The organism is Bradyrhizobium liaoningense (genome assembly GCF_018130825.1).
Lineage (GTDB): Bacteria > Pseudomonadota > Alphaproteobacteria > Rhizobiales > Xanthobacteraceae > Bradyrhizobium > Bradyrhizobium liaoningense_B.
On the sequence record NZ_JAFCJS010000001.1, the window covers coordinates 1 to 22641 of the forward strand.

Sequence of the window (22641 nt, forward strand, 5' to 3'; positions counted from 1 at the left end):
AGGACCCCGGCAGAGGCCTTCTCCCAAGTGTTGCACTTCGAGTGTGAATCCACCTCCCGGCCTTCGCCGGGACGACGGTAGAGAGACGTCACCTTGCCACCGACAGCTTCTCCGTGATCGCCTTACGCAGGATGCGCGAGAGCGATTCCACCGAATACGGCTTCTGGATCAGCTCGAAGCCGCGATGGGCGTTTTCGGCGAGCACGTTGCTGTAGCCGGAGGTGAGCACGACGGGCAGGCCCGGATAGCGCTCGCGGATGATTCCGGCGAGCTCGACCCCGTTCATGCCGGGCATGATGACGTCGGAGAAGACGAGGTCGACGGCGAATTCGTTCTCGCCGAGGATCGCGAGAGCCGCGTTGGCGTTGGCGACGCGGCGGACGACATAGCCGAGGTCTTCCAGAAGCTCGGTCGAGAACTGGCCGACATCGTCATTGTCCTCGACCACGAGCACGCGGTAGCCGCGCCCGGTAGTCGCGGCCTCGCCGGTTAGCGCCGCGGCCTCCTTCTCGGCGGTGGGGCTTTGAGCCTGCGGCAGGTAGATGGTGAAGGTCGCGCCTTCGCCCTGCGTGCTCGTCACCGCAATGTCGCCCTCGGACTGCTTGGCGAAGCCGAACGCCTGGCTGAGCCCGAGGCCGGTGCCCTTGCCGACCTCCTTGGTGGTGAAGAACGGTTCGAAGATGGAGTGGAGATGTTCCGGCGGGATGCCGCTGCCGGTATCAGCGACCGAGATCGCGACATAGTCGCCGCCACGTGCCGACTGCGCGCGCAGGCTCGGAATCCCCTGGACCTTGCGGACCGCGATGGTGAGGCGGCCTTCGCTCTCCATGGCGTCGCGGGCGTTGATGGCGAGGTTGATCAACGCGGTCTCGAACTGTGCGACGTCGGCGACCGTGAAGCAATCCGTGTCCTGGATCTCGACGCTGATCTCGATGCGGCCGCCGACCAGAGGCCGGACCAGTTGCGCAACACCCTCGACCTGGCTGCCGACATTGAAGATCTGCGGCTTCAGCGGCTGCCGGCGGGCGAAGGCCAGGAGCTGGGCGGTCAGCTTCGAGGCGCGCTCGACGGTGTCGGAGATCGCGTCGACATAGCGGCGGCGGCGCTCTTCCGGCAGCTCGCGCCGGCGCAGGAAGTCGGTCGCCGAACGGATGATGGTGAGGAGGTTGTTGAAGTCGTGCGCGACGCCGCCGGTAAGCTGGCCGATCGCCTCCATCTTCTGCGACTGCCGCAGCGCCTCCTCGCCGAGGCGGCGCTCGGTGATGTCGACGGCCTCGGGCACCGCGCCGGTGATGTTGCCGTGGCGGTCGAGCACGGGGCGCATGCCGAAGTCGAAATCGCGTTCGCCGATCGGCAGGCGCAGCCGCATCTCCAGCCGCACCGCTTCGCCATTGAGGACGGTCCTGAAGGCGTCGCGCGCGACATCGCTCATCCCGGGCGTTGCCGTGAACCACGGCGTGTCCCAGAACGGCTTGCCGATGACATCCCGCGCCTCGGCGTTGATGCCGTCGAGTGCGGTCTTGTTGGCGTAGAGCAGCTCGCCCTTGAGATCGACCAGTCCCTGATACTGGTTGCTGGTCTCCAGGATCGCGCGCAACCGGGCCTCGTTGGATTCGAGCTCTGCGGTGCGCTCGGCGATGCGTTCCTCCAGCGTCTCGTTGAGCCGCCGGAGCTCGATCTCGGCCTGCTTGGCGACGGTGATGTCGTGGGCGACGCCGATGAAGCCGATATGCTTGCCGGTCGGATCCCAGCGCGGCTGCGATTCCGAGCGCAGCCAGCGCCATTCGCCGCTGGCGTTCCGGTAGCGCGCTTCCAGCACGAAGGGTTTCAGCGAGGCTTCGCCTTGCACCGATTGCTGCAGCACATGCGGCAGGTCGTCCGGATGCAGCACCTTGCGCCAGTCGAAATCGATGGCCTGGTCATAGGGCAGGCCGACGAAGTCGACATAGGCCTGGTTGGCGAAGGAGCGCTTGCGGTCGAGCTTCGTGACCCAGATCGGCACCGGCGCGCTGTCGGCGATCAGCCGGAAGCGCTCCTCGCTCTCCCGCAGCGTCTCGCGCGCCAGCATCTGGTCGGTGATGTCGATGTGGGCGCCGCCGAGGCGGATGGCACGGCCGTCCTTGTCGCGCTCGAACTTGGCGACGACCCGGATCCAGCGGGTCTCGCCGTCGCTCGGACGGATGATGCGGTATTCGGCGGTATAATCCTCGCTGGTCCCGGAAAGCGCCTCGAAGAAGTGTTTCACCGCCGCGTCGCGGTCATCAGGATGGATACGGTTGACCCAGTCCTCGTGCGTCTCGTCGGCAGCCTCCGGCGGCAGGCCGTGGATCATCAGATATTCCGGCGAGCGGCGGTTCTTGAAGCCTTCGCGGAAGTCGACCTCGAGGCCGCCGACCTTGCCGATGCGTTGGATGCGCGCGAGCTCGGCCTCGCGCTCCTGGAGCACGCGATAGGCGTTGTCGCGCTCGCGCGCGACGTCTTCGAGGTGCTGGCGCAGCCTTTCGGCGGCGATGGTCTCGGGCAAAGGATCGTTCAAGGCGTCGGCCGTTGTCATGCGGGTGCGCACGTGCCGGACTGATATTCACACAGACGGAGCGCGATGGCCATTGCTTACAGGAAATTGACTGTCTGGAAGGACCCGCGGCCAGCCAGAAGGCGGGAAAATGCGGTCAACCAACGCCCGCTCTGGCAATTTGTTCCTGATATTGGAACGATGCGGCTGCGGACGCGTCTTCGCGAGGCGCCACAACCTCCATTCATAAGACTCCCTTTTCGAAGAGGCTAAACCTTGAAGCTCTTTGTCTGTCAGTCCTGTGGCAATGTCCTCTATTTCGAGAACCGCGCCTGCGGACGTTGCGGTCACCGCGTCGCCTTCCTCCCGGAGAAGGAGACGATGTCGGCGCTCGAGCCCGACGGAGAGGCTCAAAGCGGGACTTGGACGACCCTGGCCGACAAGGGCAGGGGACGCATGCTGTGCCGCAATTCCGAGTACGACGCCTGCAACTGGCTGACCGACACCGGCGACGGAAACGGCTATTGCCGCGCCTGTCGCCACAACGGCATGGTGCCGGACCTGTCGGACCCGGCGCAGCTCGGCGGCTGGCGCGAGCTGGAGGTGGCAAAACACCGGCTGTTCTACTCCTTGATCCGCTGGAAGCTGCCGCTCCAGAACCGTCAGGACAATCCCGAGCACGGCCTGATCTTCAACTTCCTCGCCGACGATCCGAACAGCGGCACGAGGATCATGACCGGCCATGACAACGGCCTGATCACGATCGCGCTGACCGAGGCCGACGACATCGAGCGCGAGCGACGCCGGTTGGAGATGGGCGAGCCTTACCGGACCCTGCTCGGGCATTTCCGCCACGAGGTCGGACATTACTTCTGGGACGTACTGGTTCAGGGCGGCGGCAAGCTCGACGAATGCCGCGCGGTCTTCGGCGACGATACGGCCGATTACGGCCAGGCCCTGCAGCGCCACTACGCCGAAGGCGCCCCGGCCGACTGGCAGCAGAACTACGTCTCGGCCTATGCCACGACACATCCTTGGGAAGACTTCGCCGAGACCTGGGCGCACTACCTCCACATCGTCGACACCCTGGAGATGGCCTCTGAGTTCGGCATGGAGGTGCGCCCGAAGGTGGATCGCGACGGGGAGTTGACGGCGCGCATCCGCTTCAACCCGTACGAGGCAAGGGACGTCCAGGCGCTCATCGACGCATGGCTGCCCTTCACCTTCGCCATGAACAGCGTCAACCGGGCCATGGGCCTGCGCGACCTCTATCCCTTCATCCTGTCGCCGGCGGTGGTCGGCAAACTGGGCTTCATTCACGGCCTGGTCCGGGACGCGGCCAAGGCGGGGAAGGCCTAGGCCCTCCCAAGGGCTCCTCACGCCTGTTTCGGTCTTGCGCTGGTACGCCAGAAGGGCCTGGATTTAGACCGTTGCCTCCGGCCCATTTTGCTGTACCACGGGAGCCACACGGCCCGTCCCATAGGCCCCAACGGCCGGGGAAGGGTCCCGCCCAAGGTCGAGACTCAAGAAAAGCATGTTCAAACGCATTCTGATCGCCAATCGCGGCGAAATCGCCTGCCGGGTCATCAAGACTGCCCGCAAGATGGGAATTCAAACGGTTGCGGTCTATTCCGAGGCCGACCGCGATGCCCTCCATGTCGAGATGGCCGATGAGGCGGTGCTGATCGGCCCGCCGGCCGCGGCCGAGAGCTATCTGGTGATCGAGAAGATCGTCGAGGCCTGTCGCAAGACCGGCGCCGAGGCCGTGCATCCCGGCTACGGCTTCCTGTCCGAGCGCGAGGCGTTTCCGCGCGCGCTGGAAGCCGCCGGCATCGTCTTCATCGGCCCGAACCCCGGCGCGATCGCCGCAATGGGTGACAAGATCGAGTCCAAGAAGGCCGCCGCAAAAGCAAAAGTCTCGACCGTGCCGGGCTATCTCGGCGTCATCGAGGACGACAAGCACGCGGTCCGCATCGCCGACGAGATCGGCTACCCCGTCATGATCAAGGCCTCCGCCGGCGGCGGCGGCAAGGGCATGCGCATCGCGCACTCGAAGGCCGAGGTCGCGGAAGGCTTCAACCTCGCCAAGGCCGAGGCCAAGGCCTCGTTCGGCGACGACCGCGTCTTCGTCGAGAAGTTCATCGTCGATCCCCGCCACATCGAGATCCAGGTGCTGGGCGACAAGCACGGCAACGTGATCTATCTCGGCGAGCGCGAATGCTCGATCCAGCGCCGCAACCAGAAGGTCATCGAGGAGGCGCCGTCGCCGCTGCTCGACGAAGCCACCCGCCGCAAGATGGGCGAGCAGGCCGTCGCGCTGGCGAAGGCCGTGAACTACGATTCCGCCGGCACGGTCGAATTCGTCGCCGGCCAGGACAAGAGCTTCTACTTCCTCGAGATGAACACGCGTCTCCAGGTCGAGCATCCCGTCACCGAGCTCGTCACCGGCATCGACCTCGTCGAGCAGATGATCCGCGTCGCCGCCGGCGAGAAGCTCGCCATCGCGCAGAAGGACGTCACGCTCACCGGCTGGGCCGTAGAATCGCGCCTCTACGCCGAAGATCCGTTCCGCAACTTCCTGCCCTCGATCGGGCGTCTCGTGAAGTATCGCCCGCCGGCGGAAGCCAGCCAGGACGGCATCACCGTGCGCAACGACACCGGCGTGCAGGAGGGGGGCGAGATCTCGATCCATTACGATCCGATGATCGCCAAGCTCGTCACCCACGCGCCGTCGCGTGCGGCCGCGATCGAGGCGCAGGCCACCGCTCTGGACTCGTTCTATGTCGACGGCATCAGGCACAACATCCCGTTCCTGTCGGCGCTGATGCATCATCCGCGCTGGCGCGAGGGAAGGCTGTCGACCGGCTTCATCGCCGAGGAATTCCCCAAGGGTTTTGCGGTGCGCGTGCCCGAAGGCGAGGTCGCCCGGCGGATTGCCGCCGTCGGCGCCGCCATCGATCACGTGCTCGGCGAGCGCAAGCGGCAGATCTCGGGCCAGATGGGCGGGCGCGTCGTGCAGCGCGAACGCCGCCGCGCGGTGTGGCTCGACCGCCAGGAAATCCAGCTCGAGGTCGGACGTGAGGGTGATGCGATCGCGATCCGCTTCGTCGATGCCGAGGGCAAGGCCGGCAATCCGCATCTGCTGCAGTCGCCGTGGAAGCCGGGCGATCCGGTCTGGCAGGGCACCATCGACGGGCACTTCGTTGCGGTGCAGGCGCGCCCGATTGCCAACGGCATCCGCCTCGCGCATCAGGGCGTCGAGGTGCCGGTCTATGTCTGGACCGAGACGGAAGCGACGTCTGCCCGGCTGATGCCGGTGACGGCGGCCTCCGACACCGGCAAGAAGCTGCTCTGTCCGATGCCGGGCCTCGTCGTCTCGATCGCGGTGAGCGAGGGGCAGGAGGTTAAGGCCGGCGAGACGCTCGCCGTGGTCGAGGCCATGAAGATGCAGAACGTGCTGCGCGCCGAGCAGGACGGCACCGTGAAGAAGATCCACGCCAGCGCCGGCGCGACGCTCGCGGTGGACGCGCTGATTTTGGAGTTTGCGTAAGGTGTGAGTGGGGCTCTCGCCGGGCCCCACGAACACCGTCATTGCGAGCGCAGCCAAGCAATCCAGACTGCCTCTGCGGAAAGACTCTGGATTGCTTCGCTTCGCTCGCAATGACGGAGTATGCTGCGGCCTCCGTGACTTAACCGAGACAGCACCATGGCCTTTCGTTCCCGCCGCGAGAAACTGCGCTCCATCCTGTCGGGCGCAACTTGCGTCCATCCCGGCTCGGTCTATGACGCGATCTCGATCCGGATCGCCGAGGATCTCGGCTTTCCCCTCGGCATGTTCGGCGGCTCGGTGGCGTCGCTCGCCGTGCTCGGCGACCCCGATATCACCCTGATCACGCTCACCGAGCTTTGCGAGCAGATGCGGCGGATGTCGCGGGCCTCCACGCTGCCCGTGCTGGTCGATGCCGATCACGGCTACGGCAATGCGCTCAACGTGCGCCGCACGGTGCAGGAGCTGGAGACCGCCGGTGCTGCCGGCCTCACCATCGAGGACACATTGTTGCCGGCCGCCTTCGGTGAAGCGAAGACTCAGTTGATCTCGCTGGAGGAGGGCGTCGGCAAGATGAAGGCCGCGCTCAGCGGCCGCAGCGATCCGTCGCTGGTCATCATGGGCCGCACCGGTGCTGCCTCGATCACCTCGATCGAGGATGCGGTCTGCCGTGCCAAGGCCTATGAGGCCACCGGTGTCGATGCGCTGTTCTTCACCGGCATCAAGTCGCGTGCCGAGCTGGAAGCGGTCGTATCGGCGACGCGCCTGCCGATCGTGCTCGGCGGCGCGCCGGAGGAGCTGAGCGCGCTCGACTATCTTGCCTCCCAGCGCGTGCGCATCGCGCTCCAGGGTCATGCGCCGATCGGCGCGGCGACGCAGGCCGTCCACGACACGCTGAAGGCGCTCCGCGAAGGCACGTTGCCGAAGGCGCTCAAGGGCCTGGCTTCCGCCGAGCTGACAGGCCGGGTCATGCGGGAGGCCGAGACGAAGGCGCGCAGCGCCGATGTTCTCGGGCTGAAGACATGAGCCGGGCGATCCTCCAGGTCATGATCCGCGGCCGCGTCCAGGGCGTCGGCTATCGCGCCTGGGTCGAATACCAGGCCACTACGAGCGGGCTCGAAGGCTGGGTCCGCAACCGCCGCGACGGCAGCGTCGAGGCGCTGTTCGCGGGCGCGCCGAACCACGTCGCCGACATGGTCGCGTTGTGCCGCCACGGTCCGCCATCCTCGCGCGTCGACAGCGTCACCAGCGAGACCGCAGACGTGGATGAGCTGAATCTGCGCAGGGCAGGGGAAGCATTCTCGGTGTTGCCTACGGTGTAGGTCGGTCTGTTCCCTCGTCCCGCTTGCGGGGAGAGGCGAAGAGAAAGTTCTCACCTCGGCAGCTTGGCGATGGCTTCGCTGAGCTCGTGGATCTCATACGGCTTGCGCAGGATCGGGAAGTCGCCACGCACGTCGGCGGCGACCTCGCTGTAGCCGGTGGCGAGCAGGACCGGCAGACCGGGGTGGAGCTGACGCAGGCGATGGGCGAGGGTGATACCGTCCATCTTGCCGGGCATCACGATGTCCGAGAACACGAAGTCGACGCCGTTGGTCTCGATCTCGCGCAATGCCGCTTCGGCGTCGGCGACCCGGCGCACCTGGTAGCCGAGCTGCTCTAGAAGGCCGATGCTGACGAGAGCGACCTCGGGATTGTCCTCGACCAGCAGCACCGTGCCGCTGCCGCGGAACGGCATCGCCTCCACGGTGTCCCGTGCCGGCGCATCCGTGCCGCGCGGCAGCAGGATGGTGAAAGTCGTGCCCTTGCCGAGCTCGCTTGCGACCTTCACCGTGCCGCCGGCCTGATGGGCGAAGCCGTGCACCTGGGAGAGCCCGAGGCCGGTGCCCTTGCCGATCGGCTTGGTGGTGAAGAACGGTTCGAAGATCTTGTCGACCACGTCGGCGGGAATGCCGAGCCCGGTGTCGATGATGTCGATCGCCACGAACTCGCCGGCGAGCGTCTCCTCGTCCAGCACCACGTTGCGGGCGCTGATCGTCACTGTGCCGCCGTCGGGCATCGCATCACGGGCATTGATGACGAGATTGAGCAACGCGGTCTCGAGCTCCGAGACGTCGGCCCTGACCGGCCAGACCTTGGCATCGATGTCGAAGGTGAGGCGCACGGAGCTGCCGACGCCGGCGTCGAGCACCGCGCGAATCGCCGCGATGCGTTCGGCGAGATCGATCGCCTGCGGGTTGACGCTCTGTCGCCGCGCGAAGGTGAGGAGCTGGTTGGTCAGCGCGGCGCCGCGCCTGGTCGCCGTCTCGATCGCGGAGATCGCGCGCTGAAGCCGTGCGTCATCGATGTCCCCCTTCTTCAGGACATGGAGGCTGCCGCTGATGATCATCAGGAGGTTGTTGAAGTCATGGGCGACGCCGCCGGTGAGCTGGCCGAGCGCATCGAACTTCTGGGATTCGGCGAGCTGCTTCTGCATCGCCTCGAGCTTGAGCTGGGCATTGCGGCGTTCGGTGATGTCGCGCGTGATCTTGGCGAAGCCGACCAGCGTGCCATCCTCGTAGATCGGATCGATCACCACGCTCGCCCAGAAGAATGTCCCGTCCTTGCGAACGCGCCAGCCTTCCTCTTCGTAGCGGCCCTTTTCGCGCGCGATGCCGAGCGCTCGCGCGGGTTTGCCGTTGGCTCGGTCGGTCTCGGTGTAGAAGCGGGAGAAATGCTGGCCGAGGATTTCCTCGGGCGAGTAGCCCTTGATGCGTTCGCCGCCGATGTTCCAGCTGGTGATCGTGCCGCTGGGATCGAGCATGTAGAGGGCGTAGTCAGCAACTCCTTCAACCAGCAGCCGGAAACTGCGCTCGCTTTCGAACAAGTCTCTCTGCTGACTGAACTTTTTTACCATTCTTAGACCCCGCCTCGACGGGAGCAAACGCTCAGGCCGGCGTTTTGGTTCCGGCTCTCTGGGAACTTTTTAGGCAAATGCCGCAGACGGTATGCAGGAGGGCCGCCGGGCAAGCGCCCTTGACACGCAATCGCATTTGTCAGATATTTCTGTCATGACAGAAATAACCGGAAAGAAGAAACTCCCCGCCGCCGTCGAGCGCTTCATCCTGCATTGGGGCGACATGGGCGACGGGTGGGGCGTCAATCGCTCGGTCAGTCAGATCCACGGGCTGCTCTATCTGTCCGAGGCGCCGATGACGGCCGAGGATATCGCCGACACGCTTGGGATGGCGCGCTCCAACGTCTCCAATTCGCTCAAGGAGCTGCTCGCCTGGAACCTGATCCGCCGGGTGCCGATCCTCGGCGATCGCCGTGATCACTACGAGGCCGAGACCGACATCTGGGAGGTCGCGGCCCGGATCGCGGCACGGCGCAAGGAGCGGGAGCTCGATCCGGCCATCGCGGCGCTGAGGGCCTGCGTGTCCGATGCCGCAGAGGATTCCACCATCAATCCGGTCGCGAGCAAGCGGCTGAAGGAGATGCTCGCCTTCACCGAGCTCGCCGATCACTGGTTCATGCAGATGCTGAAGGTGCCGCGGCCGCGGCTCGTCGCCCTGATGCGGCTTGGCGAGAAGATCGCCAACCTGCTGCCGCTGGGCAAGGTCAAATAGTTCTTGAGGAGGGTGCGATGACGTCGGCTCGATTACCAGGCTTAGGCGCATCTCCCCCCGCTCACACCAAACTGCTCGACGATCGCCGCTTCCGTTCGCTCTTGTCCGACGAGGACTGGGGCCGCCTGCCGCTCGCGACCTGGCGGCGCTTTTCCAAACGCGTCGCCGATGGCGATAGCGTGGTCTATGTCGGCGTAGTCGACGAGGTCGCCTTCAGCGACATCGGCTGGTGGTTCGCGCAGGTCGCGCGCCTGATCGGCGGGCCGCTGCCGACCGGCCGCGACACCGGTGTGCCCATGATCGTGACGGTCACCGAGGACGGCGCCACCGGCGGCCAGACCTGGACGCGCATCTGTGCGCGCAAGCGCGGCTTTCCGCAGGTGATCCATTCGGCGAAACGCTTCGCAGGCCCGACGGGGCTCGAGGAATATGTCGGCTTCGGCGTGTCGATGGCGCTGCGCATCGCGGTCGAAGGCCAGGCGCTGACCTTCCGCAGCGCCGGTTACGGCCTGCAGCTCGGACGTCTGTGGATCCCGCTGCCGCAATGGCTCACGCCGGGCGACCTCACGGTGACGCACAGTGATCTCGGCGAGGGCGCCTTCCGTTTCACCCTCGATGTCACTCACCCGCGTTACGGCGCGCTGATCCACCAATCCGCCACCTTCAGGGAGGCCGTATCATGACGCCGCTGTTGTGGACCCTCATCGCCATCCAGATCGTGATGGGCGTGTTCGACACCTTCTATCACCATGAATTCACCGAGCGCCTGGCCTGGCGTCCGTCTCAGCGTTTCGAGCTGAAGCTGCATGGCATCCGCAACATGCTTTATGCGCTGCTGTTCCTGCTGCTCGGCTGGCTCGAGGTCCATGGCGTGCTGGCGCTGCTGATCGTTGTTGTCCTGGTCGCCGAGATTGTCATCACGCTGATGGATTTCGTCGAGGAGGATCTGAGCCGAAAGCTGCCGCCGAGCGAGCGCATCAATCATACGCTGCTTGCGATCAATTACGGTGCCATTCTTGTGCTGCTGGTGCCTGTGCTGATCGCCTGGGCGATGCAGCCCGTCGGCGTGACCGTCGTCAATCAGGGCCTGCTCAGCATCGCCGCAACCGCCTGTGCGGTCGGCGCGGCGCTGTGCGGCGTCAGGGATTTTGCGGCGATGCGCCGGCTCGGCCGCATGCGAAGCGTGCCGTCGGCCGGACTTGTCGACAAGCTGCACGGCCGCAAGACCGTGCTGATCACGGGCGCCACCGGCTTCATCGGCAGCCGCCTTGCCGCGAGCCTCAGCGGGGCGGGGCATCACGTCATCGCGCTGATCCGCAACCCCGCCAAGGCCGACATGCTGCCGCCGCCGGTGACGTTGATCACCAGCCTCGATCAGCTCGCCGCAGACACGCCAATCGATGCCATCGTCAATCTCGCCGGCGAGCCGATCGGCAACGGCCTGTGGACCGAGGCAAAGCGGGCGAGGATCATCAGCTCGCGCATCGACATGACCGGCGAGGTCGTGAAGCTGATCGCGCGGCTCGAGCGCAAGCCCGAGGTGCTGGTCAGCGGCTCCGCGATCGGCTGGTACGGATTGTGGGCCGACCAGGTGTTGACGGAGTCGGCGAAGTCCCATGCCTGCTTCAGCCACGAGCTGTGCGCGGCCTGGGAGAAAGCGGCGCGGCCGGCGGAGGAGCTCGGCGTGCGCGTGGTCTATTTGCGCATCGGCCTCGTGCTCGGCACCGAGGGCGGCTTCATCACACGCATGCTGACGCCGTTCGAGTTCGGCCTCGGCGGCCCGCTCGGAACGGGGCGGCAGTGGATGTCCTGGATCGAGCGCGACGATCTGATCCGGCTGATCGCCTATGTGATCGCAACGCCCGACCTTTCAGGCCCCGTCAACGCCACGGCGCCTATCCCCGTCACCAACGCAAAGTTCACCGAAGAGCTCGGTCGCCGCCTGCATCGGCCCGCGGTGTTCCGCATTCCCGGCGGCCTGCTGCGCCGGATCGGCGGCGGCTTTGCCGACGAGCTTCTGCTCGGCGGTCAGCGCGTGCTGCCGAACAAGGCGCTGAGCCGTGGTTTTGTCTTTCGGCACGAGACGCTGCGCAGTGCGTTCGAGGCGATTTTGTGAGACTTCAGGTGGTGGCTGCGCTCCGGAACGTCGCCGCCAACACGCGTAGCGCTGCCAGCTTGGCGGGATCGCTGACCTTCGAATGCAGCATTACCTTGGAGCTGCCGAGTTTCGGCAGCCTGTGCGCAGGCCCGATGTCGATCAGCCCGGGCGGCGCGATCCGCCGTGCCAGCGGCGCGATCGCAAGCCCAGCAAGCGCAGCGGCGACCACCGCCGTGACGCCGCCGCCGACGAAGCGCTCGCGCCAGGCGAGGCCGGCCTTGTCGAGCGCGCGTATGGCGACGGCGCGGACGCCGCAGGGCGGGGCGAGCGTTGCGAGCGGCAGCGGTTCACCCTTCGGCAGGGTGAAGCGGCGTGACGCGAACCAGCCAAACTCGTCCTCGGCCAATTTCTCGCCGCCGCGGCGGCTGCCCTCCTGGCGGACGATCACCGCATCCAGCTCGCCCGCGTCATAGGCGTCCTGCATCTCGCGCGAGAAGCCGATGGTGACGGCGAGGGTGAGGTTTGACGACATCGCGTGCAGCCGTTCGAGCAGCGGCACCAGTTCGGGCCCCGCCGCGTGATCGGAGATGCCGAGCGAGAGCGACGGCGCAACGGGAGCCTCGCCCGACAGCGCGCGGTCATGCGCCGCCATCAGCGCGCGGGCGCGATCAAGGAACGCCGCGCCGTCGGCGGTGAGCCGGACTGCGCGCGGCGAACGTTCGACGAGCCGCTTGCCCAGCAGCGTCTCCAGCCGCTGCAGCTTCAGGCTGACCGCCGCCTGCGTCGTGCCGAGCGCTTCGGCGGCGCGGGTAAAGCTCTGGAGGTCGGCGACCAGAAGGAACGCCTGCACGGTGGCGATGTCGAGTGTTGCTGTCATTATATATGGTTATCACTGGTATCAGTATAGATAAGATACCAAAATGACAGCGGCAGGTCTAGTTTCTCACCAACGCCGCGCAAGTCGCGCAGCATATCGAGGAGAACGACCATGCCCCTGATCACCGTGTCCTATAGCTCTTCCCGCCAGTCGGCCTCGCTGAAGGCCGACATCGCGGGCGCCGTGTCCGAGCTCACCGCAAAAATCCTGCACAAGGATCCAGGGGTGACCGCGATCATCGTGAAGTCGGTCGATGCCGGCGACTGGTTCGCCGGCGGCAGGTCCCTCGCCGAGCAGAAGCTCGCCAGCTACTGGATCGACATCCACGTCTCCGAGGGCACCAACACCAAGGACGAGAAGGCCGCCTATCTCGCCGCCATGTTCAAGCGCATGGCCGAGATCCTGGGGCCGTTGCATCCCGAAACCTATCTTCATGTCGACGAGGTCAAGGGCGACGCCTACGGTTTTGGTGGCCTGACCCAGGAGCGGCGCTACATCGCCGGCAAGCTCGAGGTCGCGCTGAAGGCGGCGTGACGTGGGAGGTCGCGGGTGAGCAATCTCACCCGCGGCCTTGTCGTTAGCTCGCCGCGCGGAACTGAACTTCGGCGTTGTTGATGAAGCAGGTCTTGTCGAACAGTCTTAGATCCAGCGGGTTCGGCAGCCTGACATCGCTGATATCGGGGCAGGGCTTGACCGATGGATCGTACGATCGGTCAATCTGCGAGATGAAAACGACGATCAGCCCCTTGTCGCGCGCGAAGGATTTCAATGCGCGGACCTGAACAGTCAGGTCAGGGTTTTCCCGCCGCTGGTCGAGCAGTTGCAGATAGTCGATCACCACGACTGTGCTTCGCGGCGCCAAAGCCATCTGCTTGACGACGTAATCGGCGCTGATCGCGTCGGAGCAATCGACCTCGAACAATTTATCGAATTGTGCCGGCTCCACGCCAATCGCGCGAAGGCGATCCAGGACGTCTTGCTCGGTATATTCGAGCGAGAAGAACGCGGCGCGATGGCCCGACTTCATGGCTTCGACGGCAAGTTCGAGGCTCATCAGCGTCTTGCCCTGGCCGGGACGCGCCCCGACCAGCACCAGATCGCCCGGCCGGAATTGCGGAAACAGTTTGCTCGCCGGCGTCAGTGCGGCTGCTTTGGCCGCGAGCATGCTCCAGGCGGAAAAGCCTTCCGTCGCGGCGACGCGGTCAAGCGCGTCGTGGAGCGGAATGCTGGCTTCGCGGGACAGGCGCTTCGCCTTGCGCTTCAGATGGTAGATGGGCGCAGACAGTCTCATCGTAAAAACCTCCCATTGCGAGCATGGATCGCAACCCCTCCTTATGCCTGGCGCTCGAACAGTCGGCCGATGATCAACTCGCCCGGCATGAGGTCTGCTTTCCCGGCGGAGGGGGGAGGCGTGGGCGGCACCGAAACAAAGCGTAGCTGATTCCGCCGCCGCAGAGAACGAGAGCCGTGCACGGCGAACAGGAAAGCGCCTAGGCGGCCGTCTCCGGCAGCAGCGCGCGTGTCGGCCCGAACAGCTGCTCGAACGCCTGGCGCAGCGCGACGTCGACATCGGCCATGGTCACGAGCTGGCCGAGATCGACCAGCGAGGTGACGCCGTAGCGCGGGTCGGCGACGCCGCAGGGCACGATGCCGGCGAAATGCGACAGCTCCGGCTCGACATTGATGGCGATGCCGTGGAACGACACCCAGCGCTTCAGCCGGACGCCGATCGCGGCGATCTTGTCCTCGTGCTCGGGCCCCTTGTCGGGCCGTTTCACCCAGACGCCGACCCGGTCCTCGCGCCGTTCACCGCGGACGTTGAAGGCGGCCAGCGTCTTCAGGATCAGCTCCTCCAGGCTCGCGACATAGGCCCGCACGTCAGGGCGGCGGCGCTTGAGGTCGAGCATGATGTAGGCCACCCGCTGTCCGGGTCCGTGATAGGTGAGCTGCCCGCCGCGCCCGGTGGCAAAGGTCGGGAATCGGGCATCGAGCAGGTCTGATTCCTTGCCGGAGGTGCCGGAGGTGTAGAGCGGGGGGTGTTCGAGCAGCCAGACCAGCTCGGGGGCCTCGCCCGCGGCAATCGCCGCAACGCGCGCCTCCATGGCGGCCACGGCCTCGGGATAGGGCACCGGCGTGTCCGAGATTCGCCACTCGACGGGCGCGGCGTCTGAGGCGGAAAACGACGTCAAATCGAGGTCTTGGCGGGGGTTTTGGGGCGAATTAACCATTGGCTAACCATAACGTGGTGATGATCTCGGGAGCAAATGCCAAGTCCTTTGGCGCAAGTCCCAAGTTGCGGCGGTCCTGACAGTGCCCACTCTCGATAAAGTCACCGTGGATCTCATGGTCGTCCTCGGGACCACCACGATGCCGATCCATCAAGTATTACGTCTTTCCCGCGGCGCCATCATCGAGCTGGACGCAACCGAGGCCGACGAGGTCAGGGTGTTGGCCAATAATCTCCCCGTAGCCTCCGGCGTCGTGCTGGTCGATCGCAACCGGATCGCGGTCGAGGTCAAGCAGATGCTGCCGCGCTCGCCGGGGACCCGATAGGACCGATCCGGGCAGGGATGGGGATTTTTCCTGCCAAGCTTGTGGAATTCAGGGCCTTTGCAGGCTTGTATCCCCCTGATGGATTTGTTAGATCGGCGGCCGCTGATCCGGCCACCCGAACGACCTCAGGCCGGCATCTCCTAGCGCTCGTGGCGGAACTGGTAGACGCGCTGCCTTGAGGTGGCAGTGGGTAACACCGTGGGGGTTCGAGTCCCTCCGAGCGCACCATACGGCGGATCGCGCCGCTTTGGCCGGGGTAGCGGACTGTTTCCGCCGAAATACTCTCGCAGATGAAATCAATGATCTGATCACGCAAGTGGTGGCATCGGACGACAGATGCCTCTGGGCGAAGCGACTCAACCAATCTGATTTGCCGAGATTGGCCACGGCAGCCTGGCGCGGCGGCGGTCCCCAATCGATTTTGTCGAAGTCGCCCAATCGGGATTGAGATAGTCGATCGCCACGATCGACGTGCTGCCGAATTTCGAATGACGGACGCGCCCGCGGTTCCGACCCGATGCCCAGATTTGATCGCGAAGGCTGGCCGATCGACATCTTCATATTGCATTTATCTGCTACTACACCCTATAATTGATCAACTCCAAGAGATGCGAAATATCGGTCGGTGGCTTCCGGGTCCGAACGCGGGCGGCTGGAGTCGAGCACCTTTGCAAGGAGGGCAGCATGACGCTCAAGTCGGGATTCCAATTCGCGGAGGCGCAACTTCTGCTCGAGATGGCGCAGCATGCCTACGCCGGCACGCCATCGCTGACCGAAGCGGTGGCAACCTGCGGCGTGCCCCCCGTGCCCAATCCGAGCCCAAATTGGGCGATCCGCAAGGACCTTACCCCGACGAGTGCCACGCTATTGGATAACTACTGGCAGGTCTGGCAGAACCAGAGTGACACCACCCAATACGCGATCGCAGTGCGCGGCACGGTCGCCAGTGCGTCCAGCGTGCTGGCCGACCTGCTGTTCCCTCTGATCAACGCGCGCTTTGACGTGACGCTCGGTTCGATCTCGCTGCCGTTCTATCTCGCCCGCGATGAGGGTGACAGTGCGGTGAAGGCCGGTGTGCATTCGGGCTTCGCTCTGAGTTTGCTGCTCATGCTCTTCACCACCGATAGCCCGTTGTTCGTGACGTTGGGGCTGCTCGCGGAGCAGGGCAGCGACGTCTATATCACCGGGCACAGCCAGGGTGCCTCGATCGCGACGCTGCTCACCTCGCTGGTCCGGCACTCGACGGATGTTTTCAAGGGGCCGTCCTACAAGACCTATACCTTCGCGCCCGCCAAGGCCGGCAACGACCATTACGCATACGATCACGCGCGGCTTGCCGCGGTTGACGGATACGCTTGGGCGGTGACGTCAACGCAGGACTGGGTGCCGCAGGCGCCGTTTGCCCTGGAGTGGATATCGGACCTCAACACGCCAAATCCGTTGCGCGGGTTCAACGGCAGTCCCAATCCTGAGGCAATGATCGCGCTCGGCAGCGTGGTCACCGACGGTGAGAGCGCGGTCAATCGCGTTCGCGACGATGCGGTGAGGCGGCTCAAGCAACGGGTCGAGAGTCTCTCTCGGAGACTGACATCCGAGACGATCCATTTGAACGCCGCCGATCTCGGCGCGGCAACCGCCGCCCCGATCACGGGATCAACGATCTCGGATGTGATCCAGCAGATCCTCGACCAGATTCAGGCCTCGCTGAACTATGCTGATGCCGGTGCGCTGCTGCCGCTCTTCGCCATCCCGGGCGGCAACCCGTCCGATGGGACGCCGGGATGCCAGAAGCTGGACTATTTCTGGCAGCACCACCTCGGCAACTACCTGAAATACATGAAGCAGCAGTATGGCGGCTGAGCCGGGAATGATAGCCGGATGGCACGGCGCGCTCGTGCTGTAGAGTCCCCCTGGCGGCGCGGTGGCGTCGTCAATTGGCACTCAGAAAACTTCCAGCATGGTCGCTCCGCAGCGGCTCCCAAACCTCGATATCGCGATCGCGTGCGAGCAGTGCGGGAAGCGCCTCATGCCAGGCGTCTCGATAGGATCGCTTGATCTGAACGTTCACGACCTCGTCATGGCTCTCCCAGGTCTCGTAGAGCATGAAGCGATTTTCGGACGCCGGATCGCGATGCAGGACCGCCTGATGAAACGTCGGCTCGTTTCTCATCGCGTCGAGCACCGCCCCGAGCAGTCGCAGAAAATTCGTGCGCTGCTCGGGCACGACGTCAAACTTGATGACGTAGGTGACCGGCATGGTGCTTCTCCTTGGCATGTGCTTGGCGGCGGACGCACCGGTGTCCCCGGGGCGTCGGTCTTGCCCGGGAAGAGTGCTTCACGAGACCGCGCTTGGTCGATTACCTCGCAGGTCAAAAACACGCTGACATGCGGCGAGAATTGACCGCGGACGGAGTTACGGCGGGAGCAGGTGATAATCGCGGCCCGCAGCCCGGTTCATCGCGCGCTTGGAACCGCGAGCCGCACCTCAAGGTTGGTCACACGGGTATCGATCTGGCGAGGAGCCGGCATGATGGTGATCGACCTTCGCGATGGAATGCGGCCCGTCAGCCTGCCGCTGGCGCAAAACGCCACGCGCGTAGCGAGGACGAGCCGCGAGAGGACCGGCGCAAGACTTCAGGATTCATCCCCCTCATGAGCGGCACGCAGGTGTTCGACTGCATCGTCATCGGGGGCGGCCCGGCCGGATTGATGGCCGCGATCTATCTGGCGCGCTTCCGTCGCCGCGTCTGCGTGGTGGACGCAGGTGCGAGCCGCGCCGCGCTGATCCCGCGCAGTCACAACGTCCCCGGCTTCGTCCACGGCCTGTCCGGTGACGAGCTGATCGCGCGCATGTCGGCGCAACTGGACGAACTCGCCGTCATGCGCGTGGAGGCCGAGATCACGGCGTTGCAACGTCACGACCGCGGTTTTCAGGCGAGTTGGAACGGCGGTGCGCACGGTGCCGCCACCGTCATTCTCGCCTGCGGGATCGTCGATACCCATCCGCCATTCGAGCAATGGCGTGCCGCGGTCACCGACGGGCTGTTGCGCTATTGTCCGGTCTGCGACGCCTTCGAGGCGCGCGGCCGCCGCATCGGCGTCGTCGGCCCGCTTCACCGTGCCGCCGGCAAGGCGCTGTTCCTGCGCGGCTACTCGCGTCATGTGACGCTGCTCGCAACCCGGCGGGATGACGACGAGGCCGCAAGTTCAGAACTGGCCAAGGCGGGGGTCCAGGTCGTGGTTGCGCCCGACCTGCGTTTGCGACGAAGCGACGACAGCCTTGAAGCGGTCTTCGCCGGTGGCCGGACGGCGCGCTTCGACGTGGTCTATCCCGCGATGGGAGCGGAGGTGCGCTCGCAGCTCGCGATGTCGTTGGGCGCCGAGCATACCGGGGAGGGCTACCTCAAGGTCGACGACCAACAGCGCACCTCGATCAATGGGCTCTTTGGCATCGGCGACGTCGTCACCGACCTGCACCAGATCTCGGTCGCGTTCGGCCACGCGGCGGTTGCCGCCTGCACGATCCATCACAGTCTGCCGCGGCGCCTGGCCTGACCGATCTCTGGTCAAGTCTCACAATCGTGGGGAACCAGGAACCAAGCGCGGTGGCTGGCCTTGGTTGAGCGGGCGTGGGCGACGTCTGCCGAACTGGAGTAACCGCATGACTCAATCCGAAGACATGACCCGCTGCATCGCGCAGTGCATGGGTTGCTACCAGACCTGCCTCGGCACGGCGATGAACCATTGCCTCGAGACCGGCGGCAGGCACGTCGAGCCCAAGCATTTCCGCCTGATGATGGCCTGCGCCGAAATGTGCCGGACGGCGGCGCATTTCATGCTGATCAACACGCCGCATCACCGGCATACTTGCGGCGAATGCGCCGAGATCTGCAGCGAATGCGCCGAAGATTGCGAACGGATCGGAGGCATGGACGAATGCGTCGCGATGTGCCGCTCCTGCGCCCAATCCTGCCGCGCAATGGCGGCCTGAGGTGATGCCAATGCTGGAAGAGAAGCTCAAGGAAGCCATCATCGGCGAGCTGGAACGGCAGGCGGCCGACCGGCCGCAAGCGCTGAAGCTCCAGGGCGCAAGCGAGGCGAACCGCTCGGAAGAGCTGATCGTCAACGGCAAGATCGACCTTGCCGCTTTGGTCATGGTGATCGCGGGATCGGTCGCGGGCGGGCCCTAGCTCGCGCGCTCGGCCGCCCTCAGCCGTATTCCTCGCCGATTCCGTACTCCTTGTAGATCTCGAGCGGATCGACTTCCGGAAACAGGCGGCATTTGGCCTGGGCGAGGTGCAGGCTCACCGCCGCCGGCTCCTTGCCGTTCGCGAGCATCTTGCGGATGTCGTCCATATGCGCGCTCGGCTGGTGCTTCGGTGCGAGCTGCTCCAGCGCGACCAGCGCGGTCGCGAGGGCCTCGGTCAGAACCCATTCGTCGTGGCCCGTGATTCCCTTCTTCGGCATCGGCAGACCCCACATATGGCGGCGCTGCACAGTCTATCGCGACTTCCGCCAAATCGCCATTGAGCCGTTGCGGACGGCCCGCACCCGGCAGGGGCGGCCTTGCTATATGGCGGCGCGTGGCTAAAAGGCGGCAAGTTGCAGGGCCGTGGTATCTTTGTTGAAACAATATTGGCGTAGACGGGCGCCTGCACGCGATCCTGCCCGGCAGTTCCGGTCCGGATCCGCTGATCCCGTCTCCGCAGCACGATCCGGTTGCGCACCCTCAAGGCTCAAGCCCAGCATGGTCTTTCTCAGCTTCGTCTACCGCTTCGTCACCAACTTCTCGTTCCTGGCGGTGGTCTATTTCAGTCTGAACTTCATGGAGAAGTATCCGAACCGGGCGATCCTCGCGATCCTGGTGCTGGTCTATGCCGGCATGCGCGCCGCCTCGACGCTGCGTGCGTTCTACTTCTTCCAGAAGATCGAGAAGCTGGAGGTCGAGACGAAGCGTCTTCAGGCCCCGATCAATGACGGCTCGGGTGGAACCAATGCGCGCAAGCAGATCGTGGCCGACGTTGCGCGGCTGCGCCGCGACGGCGAGCTCAAGTCCTATATGGACCTGTTCTTCCTTGCGTTGATCGTGCTGCTCTGCGTCGCCGCGATCATGCGGCAATAACCGCTTTAGGCGCGCTTCTTCACGCCGGTCGCGAGGCGGGTCGGCGTCGTGCTCTTGGGGGCGGTGTTCTTGGCCTGCGCGGCATGCTTGGGGCCGGCCGGCGCCGCATGTGCGGTCCGGGGAGCGTGCATCTTGCCGGCCTTGCCCTTTGCGGCCTTGTCCTTGGCCGTGTGAGGCGTCTCGGCCGCCATCGCCATCCGCGTCGCGGCGCGCCGCGACAAGGTTGTGGACAGCAGCACCTCGACCGAGCCTTCCGGAATCGCGAACAGGTCGCGGCCGGGCACGGCCAGGGTGGATGCGATATTCGTCTGCGCCTTGGTCCGGCGCGGCAGCAGCGGCTGGTGCTCGGTCAGCGCATTGAGGTCGGCCAGCGCGGGCGCCGGCAACGTCCGGGTCTCGGTGAACACGAAATTCGGAACGGCCGGCCAGCGTGCGATCGGTGTCGTCTCGGTCGGCGGATGCAGCAGCCATTCTACCGGCGTGGTCGGCGTTGCCGGCCGGTCCGCGGTCGCCGGCACCACATGCACGATGCGATAGCCGCGCGCCTTGAGGTCGCGGATGATTTTTGGCAGCGCCGCAACCGTTCGCGCCTGGATGTCGTGCAGCAGCAAGATGCCCTTGCCCTTGGCCTCCAGCCGCTGCATCGCGAGCTGATAGACGCGGTCGGACGACACGTGCCGCCAGTCGTCGGCCGGGAAGTCGGCGCTCCAGACCTGGATGCCGCGCGAGATCAGATAGTTCTCGACGCCCTCGGCGCGCATCAGGCCGGGAATGCGGAAGAACGGCGCGAGTTTTGACGGATCGGTCATTGCGGCCGAGGTCCACTCGATGCCGCCGTTGATCTCGGGCTCGTATTTCTCGACCGGCATCCGGTCGAACGTCAGCGGATGGCTCATGCTGTGGGTACCGACGGTGTGTCCCGCCGCCACCAGCTTGCGCACGCCTTCCGGGTTCGCCTTGGCCTGCTGGCCGATGATGAAGAAGGTCGCCTTGATGCACTCGTCGTCGAGCATCTTGAGGACCTGGTTGGAATATTTCGGCAGCGGACCGTCGTCGAAGGTCAGGACGACCTCGTGATCCCTAAGCGGCAGCGTCTCGCGGTACTGCATGGTGCCGATGCGCGGATGCTCGCGCGGATCGACCACGAGGGTGCGGGACGTGCCGAGCGCGTCCGGATGGCCGGGGCAGTCGGCCGCATAGGCCGCCGGTGCGCCCGCGGTCAACAATCCAAGACACAGGACGATCCACGATCGCGTCCGAACCACAACGCTACCTCCGATCATGAATCCCGTCTGCCCTCATACGCTTGCCGCCATAGTAGGTCTGAGACGCCTGGAAACGGTTCAGGCGCAATACCCTTCCATCTTTGCATTCCGTAGCATGAACAGAGTGTTAATAGGGCCAAAATCACCCCATTTTGCGCCGCCGTGACATTCCGGCATCAGCGCGCATCGGCGCTTTTCTGTGACGTTCCTGGCGGGACCACGTGAACCACGCGAAACCCGTTCTCCCTCAGGTACCGCAGGAAGGCCGGCATGATCGCCGCCGTGCGCGCCTTGGGATCGTGGAAGAGGATGATACCCTTGCCGCTCGCAGCGAGGCGCTCGGTGACCAGCTTCAGTTCCTGCTCCGGCGTCATCTCGTTCCAGTCGCTGGCCCAGAGGTCGGCCCCGAACACGACGATGCCGCGCGATTGCAGCAGATCGAGCTCGGCTTGCGTCGCCTCGAAATAGGGGAAGCGGAAGAACGGCGTCGAGGGCGTCGTCGTCGAGACCCCGTGCAGCGCCATCTCATCGGCGGCGATGCCGCGGTCGATCTCGCTCCTCGCCTTGTCGATCGGGATTCGCGCCATGAACGGATGCGAGAAGGTGTGATGGCCGATGGTGTGGCCTTCGCGCGCAATGCGCTTGACCATCTCGGGGTGCTGCGAGGCGTGCAGGCCGATCAGGAAGAACGTCGCGCGCACGCATTCCCGCGCCAGCGCCGCCAGCACCTTCGACGTCGTCGGCGGATGCGGGCCGTCGTCGAAGGTCAGTACGACCTCGTGATCGGCGAGCGCCAGCGTCTGCGGGAAGCTCTTCAAGCCGACGCGCGGCGTGGTCCTGGCGTCGACGCTCAGGATCCGCGACGTGCCGAGCGCATCCTTGCGCGGGCACTCGGCGGCATCCGTCGAGGCCATGCCGGTGAGGCCCGCAAGGACGGCCCCCGCCGACATCGATGTCCATTTCAGCCGAAGCATCTTTGCCATTGCGCTTGGAGTCGCCTTGTGGGTATTGCCTGAACCATCAGCTCAGACCACTCGTTCCAACCTGTCAAACGGCGAGGCG

23 protein-coding genes and 1 tRNA gene are annotated in these 22641 nt (G+C 65.3%); 15 read left to right on the top strand and 9 right to left on the bottom strand.

Going from position 1 to position 22641, the window contains the following annotated elements; translation table 11 throughout:
• Positions 1–88 precede the first annotated feature (88 nt).
• A complete protein-coding gene (locus JQ603_RS00005) occupies positions 89–2566 on the bottom strand; it encodes a PAS domain S-box protein (RefSeq protein ID WP_212335766.1) in 2478 nt (825 codons plus the stop codon).
• Positions 2567–2788: 222 nt separating this feature from the next.
• On the opposite strand from JQ603_RS00005, the gene JQ603_RS00010 reads away from it, so the two are divergent.
• The 4 genes from JQ603_RS00010 (at position 2789) to JQ603_RS00025 (ending at position 7381) form a co-directional block, all read left to right on the top strand.
• Complete coding sequence (locus JQ603_RS00010; protein ID WP_212335767.1) at positions 2789–3871, top strand: zinc-binding metallopeptidase family protein; 1083 nt, start codon at positions 2789–2791, stop codon at positions 3869–3871.
• Between the two features lie 175 nt (positions 3872–4046).
• Entirely contained in the window at positions 4047–6062 is a 2016-nt protein-coding gene (locus JQ603_RS00015) for an acetyl-CoA carboxylase biotin carboxylase subunit (RefSeq protein ID WP_212335768.1), read from the top strand.
• Positions 6063–6218: 156 nt separating this feature from the next.
• On the top strand, positions 6219–7085 hold the full coding sequence (locus tag JQ603_RS00020; protein WP_212335769.1) for an isocitrate lyase/PEP mutase family protein: 867 nt from the start codon (positions 6219–6221) through the stop codon (positions 7083–7085).
• The gene (locus tag JQ603_RS00025) at positions 7082–7381 is read left to right on the top strand and encodes an acylphosphatase (RefSeq protein ID WP_212335770.1); all 300 of its coding nucleotides are present in this window, start codon (positions 7082–7084) and stop codon (positions 7379–7381) included. Before JQ603_RS00020 ends, JQ603_RS00025 begins: the two co-directional genes overlap by 4 nt.
• Positions 7382–7431: 50 nt before the next feature.
• On the opposite strand, the gene JQ603_RS00030 is transcribed toward JQ603_RS00025, so the two are convergent.
• Positions 7432–8952 (bottom strand): PAS domain-containing sensor histidine kinase, encoded by a 1521-nt coding sequence (locus tag JQ603_RS00030; protein WP_212335771.1) that lies wholly within the window; start codon positions 8950–8952, stop codon positions 7432–7434.
• A 154-nt stretch (positions 8953–9106) separates the two neighbouring features.
• Here JQ603_RS00030 and JQ603_RS00035 point away from each other — a divergent pair, with 154 nt between their 5' ends.
• Genes JQ603_RS00035 through JQ603_RS00045 form a run of 3 tightly spaced genes read left to right on the top strand, consistent with a single transcriptional unit; the run spans position 9107 to position 11780 of the window.
• Complete coding sequence (locus JQ603_RS00035; RefSeq protein ID WP_212335772.1) at positions 9107–9664, top strand: GbsR/MarR family transcriptional regulator; 558 nt, start codon at positions 9107–9109, stop codon at positions 9662–9664.
• 17 nt (positions 9665–9681) lie between these two features.
• Complete coding sequence (locus JQ603_RS00040; RefSeq protein ID WP_212335773.1) at positions 9682–10347, top strand: DUF4166 domain-containing protein; 666 nt, start codon at positions 9682–9684, stop codon at positions 10345–10347.
• Positions 10344–11780, top strand: a complete 1437-nt coding sequence (locus JQ603_RS00045) for a TIGR01777 family oxidoreductase (RefSeq protein WP_212335774.1) — start codon at positions 10344–10346, stop codon at positions 11778–11780. Before JQ603_RS00040 ends, JQ603_RS00045 begins: the two co-directional genes overlap by 4 nt.
• Positions 11781–11784: 4 nt before the next feature.
• Here the strand turns inward: JQ603_RS00045 and JQ603_RS00050 are convergent, their stop codons facing one another.
• The gene (locus JQ603_RS00050) at positions 11785–12639 is read right to left on the bottom strand and encodes a LysR family transcriptional regulator (RefSeq protein ID WP_212335775.1); all 855 of its coding nucleotides are present in this window, start codon (positions 12637–12639) and stop codon (positions 11785–11787) included.
• 111 nt (positions 12640–12750) lie between these two features.
• Between JQ603_RS00050 and JQ603_RS00055 the strand changes: the two genes are divergently transcribed.
• A complete protein-coding gene (locus JQ603_RS00055) occupies positions 12751–13173 on the top strand; it encodes a tautomerase family protein (protein ID WP_212335776.1) in 423 nt (140 codons plus the stop codon).
• Positions 13174–13216: 43 nt separating this feature from the next.
• Here the strand turns inward: JQ603_RS00055 and JQ603_RS00060 are convergent, their stop codons facing one another.
• Positions 13217–13930, bottom strand: coding sequence for a DNA helicase (locus tag JQ603_RS00060; protein ID WP_212335777.1), 714 nt, complete (start codon positions 13928–13930; stop codon positions 13217–13219).
• Positions 13931–14129: 199 nt separating this feature from the next.
• Positions 14130–14867, bottom strand: a complete 738-nt coding sequence (gene lipB, locus JQ603_RS00065; RefSeq protein WP_212335778.1) for a lipoyl(octanoyl) transferase LipB — start codon at positions 14865–14867, stop codon at positions 14130–14132.
• An 82-nt stretch (positions 14868–14949) separates the two neighbouring features.
• Here lipB and JQ603_RS00070 point away from each other — a divergent pair, with 82 nt between their 5' ends.
• The 3 genes from JQ603_RS00070 to JQ603_RS00080 all read left to right on the top strand — a co-directional run bounded on the left by JQ603_RS00070 (position 14950) and on the right by JQ603_RS00080 (position 17052).
• Positions 14950–15192, top strand: coding sequence for a FliM/FliN family flagellar motor switch protein (locus tag JQ603_RS00070; protein WP_212335779.1), 243 nt, complete (start codon positions 14950–14952; stop codon positions 15190–15192).
• Between the two features lie 143 nt (positions 15193–15335).
• Positions 15336–15420 (top strand) — tRNA-Leu (locus JQ603_RS00075).
• A gap of 456 nt (positions 15421–15876) precedes the next feature.
• Entirely contained in the window at positions 15877–17052 is a 1176-nt protein-coding gene (locus JQ603_RS00080; RefSeq protein ID WP_212335780.1) for a lipase family protein, read from the top strand.
• A 70-nt stretch (positions 17053–17122) separates the two neighbouring features.
• On the opposite strand, the gene JQ603_RS00085 is transcribed toward JQ603_RS00080, so the two are convergent.
• Complete coding sequence (locus JQ603_RS00085) at positions 17123–17449, bottom strand: putative quinol monooxygenase (RefSeq protein ID WP_212335781.1); 327 nt, start codon at positions 17447–17449, stop codon at positions 17123–17125.
• Positions 17450–17844: 395 nt separating this feature from the next.
• On the opposite strand from JQ603_RS00085, the gene JQ603_RS00090 reads away from it, so the two are divergent.
• The 3 genes from JQ603_RS00090 (at position 17845) to JQ603_RS00100 (ending at position 19382) form a co-directional block, all read left to right on the top strand.
• Positions 17845–18747, top strand: a complete 903-nt coding sequence (locus tag JQ603_RS00090) for an NAD(P)/FAD-dependent oxidoreductase (protein ID WP_212335782.1) — start codon at positions 17845–17847, stop codon at positions 18745–18747.
• A 106-nt stretch (positions 18748–18853) separates the two neighbouring features.
• A complete protein-coding gene (locus tag JQ603_RS00095; protein WP_212335783.1) occupies positions 18854–19183 on the top strand; it encodes a four-helix bundle copper-binding protein in 330 nt (109 codons plus the stop codon).
• 10 nt (positions 19184–19193) lie between these two features.
• Positions 19194–19382 carry a hypothetical protein gene (locus tag JQ603_RS00100; protein WP_212335784.1) on the top strand — a complete coding sequence of 63 codons (189 nt, stop codon included), beginning with the start codon at positions 19194–19196 and terminating at the stop codon, positions 19380–19382.
• Positions 19383–19401: 19 nt separating this feature from the next.
• Here JQ603_RS00100 and JQ603_RS00105 read toward each other — a convergent pair whose 3' ends face one another.
• Positions 19402–19659 carry a hypothetical protein gene (locus JQ603_RS00105; RefSeq protein ID WP_212335785.1) on the bottom strand — a complete coding sequence of 86 codons (258 nt, stop codon included), beginning with the start codon at positions 19657–19659 and terminating at the stop codon, positions 19402–19404.
• 280 nt (positions 19660–19939) lie between these two features.
• On the opposite strand from JQ603_RS00105, the gene JQ603_RS00110 reads away from it, so the two are divergent.
• Complete coding sequence (locus JQ603_RS00110; protein WP_212335786.1) at positions 19940–20314, top strand: hypothetical protein; 375 nt, start codon at positions 19940–19942, stop codon at positions 20312–20314.
• Between the two features lie 5 nt (positions 20315–20319).
• Here the strand turns inward: JQ603_RS00110 and JQ603_RS00115 are convergent, their stop codons facing one another.
• Both JQ603_RS00115 and JQ603_RS00120 read right to left on the bottom strand, forming a co-directional pair.
• On the bottom strand, positions 20320–21597 hold the full coding sequence (locus tag JQ603_RS00115) for a polysaccharide deacetylase family protein (protein WP_212335787.1): 1278 nt from the start codon (positions 21595–21597) through the stop codon (positions 20320–20322).
• A gap of 158 nt (positions 21598–21755) precedes the next feature.
• Positions 21756–22562: a polysaccharide deacetylase family protein gene (locus tag JQ603_RS00120; protein ID WP_433996614.1), complete on the bottom strand. Its 807-nt coding sequence runs from the start codon at positions 22560–22562 to the stop codon at positions 21756–21758.
• Positions 22563–22641 lie beyond the last annotated feature (79 nt).

Coding starts and splice junctions, on each gene's coding strand:
- JQ603_RS00040 (WP_212335773.1), top strand. CDS start 9,682: ATGACGTCGGCTCGATTACCAGGCTTAGGCGCATCTCCCCCCGCTCAC.
- JQ603_RS00035 (WP_212335772.1), top strand. CDS start 9,107: ATGACAGAAATAACCGGAAAGAAGAAACTCCCCGCCGCCGTCGAGCGC.
- JQ603_RS00015 (WP_212335768.1), top strand. CDS start 4,047: ATGTTCAAACGCATTCTGATCGCCAATCGCGGCGAAATCGCCTGCCGG.
- JQ603_RS00050 (WP_212335775.1), bottom strand. CDS start 12,639: ATGACAGCAACACTCGACATCGCCACCGTGCAGGCGTTCCTTCTGGTC.
- JQ603_RS00025 (WP_212335770.1), top strand. CDS start 7,082: ATGAGCCGGGCGATCCTCCAGGTCATGATCCGCGGCCGCGTCCAGGGC.
- JQ603_RS00045 (WP_212335774.1), top strand. CDS start 10,344: ATGACGCCGCTGTTGTGGACCCTCATCGCCATCCAGATCGTGATGGGC.
- JQ603_RS00110 (WP_212335786.1), top strand. CDS start 19,940: ATGGTCTTTCTCAGCTTCGTCTACCGCTTCGTCACCAACTTCTCGTTC.
- JQ603_RS00100 (WP_212335784.1), top strand. CDS start 19,194: ATGCTGGAAGAGAAGCTCAAGGAAGCCATCATCGGCGAGCTGGAACGG.
- JQ603_RS00085 (WP_212335781.1), bottom strand. CDS start 17,449: ATGCCGGTCACCTACGTCATCAAGTTTGACGTCGTGCCCGAGCAGCGC.
- JQ603_RS00055 (WP_212335776.1), top strand. CDS start 12,751: ATGCCCCTGATCACCGTGTCCTATAGCTCTTCCCGCCAGTCGGCCTCG.
- JQ603_RS00060 (WP_212335777.1), bottom strand. CDS start 13,930: ATGAGACTGTCTGCGCCCATCTACCATCTGAAGCGCAAGGCGAAGCGC.
- JQ603_RS00095 (WP_212335783.1), top strand. CDS start 18,854: ATGACTCAATCCGAAGACATGACCCGCTGCATCGCGCAGTGCATGGGT.
- JQ603_RS00120 (WP_433996614.1), bottom strand. CDS start 22,562: ATGGCAAAGATGCTTCGGCTGAAATGGACATCGATGTCGGCGGGGGCC.
- JQ603_RS00020 (WP_212335769.1), top strand. CDS start 6,219: ATGGCCTTTCGTTCCCGCCGCGAGAAACTGCGCTCCATCCTGTCGGGC.
- JQ603_RS00105 (WP_212335785.1), bottom strand. CDS start 19,659: ATGCCGAAGAAGGGAATCACGGGCCACGACGAATGGGTTCTGACCGAG.
- JQ603_RS00080 (WP_212335780.1), top strand. CDS start 15,877: ATGACGCTCAAGTCGGGATTCCAATTCGCGGAGGCGCAACTTCTGCTC.
- JQ603_RS00030 (WP_212335771.1), bottom strand. CDS start 8,952: ATGGTAAAAAAGTTCAGTCAGCAGAGAGACTTGTTCGAAAGCGAGCGC.
- JQ603_RS00090 (WP_212335782.1), top strand. CDS start 17,845: ATGAGCGGCACGCAGGTGTTCGACTGCATCGTCATCGGGGGCGGCCCG.
- JQ603_RS00115 (WP_212335787.1), bottom strand. CDS start 21,597: ATGATCGGAGGTAGCGTTGTGGTTCGGACGCGATCGTGGATCGTCCTG.
- lipB (WP_212335778.1), bottom strand. CDS start 14,867: ATGGTTAATTCGCCCCAAAACCCCCGCCAAGACCTCGATTTGACGTCG.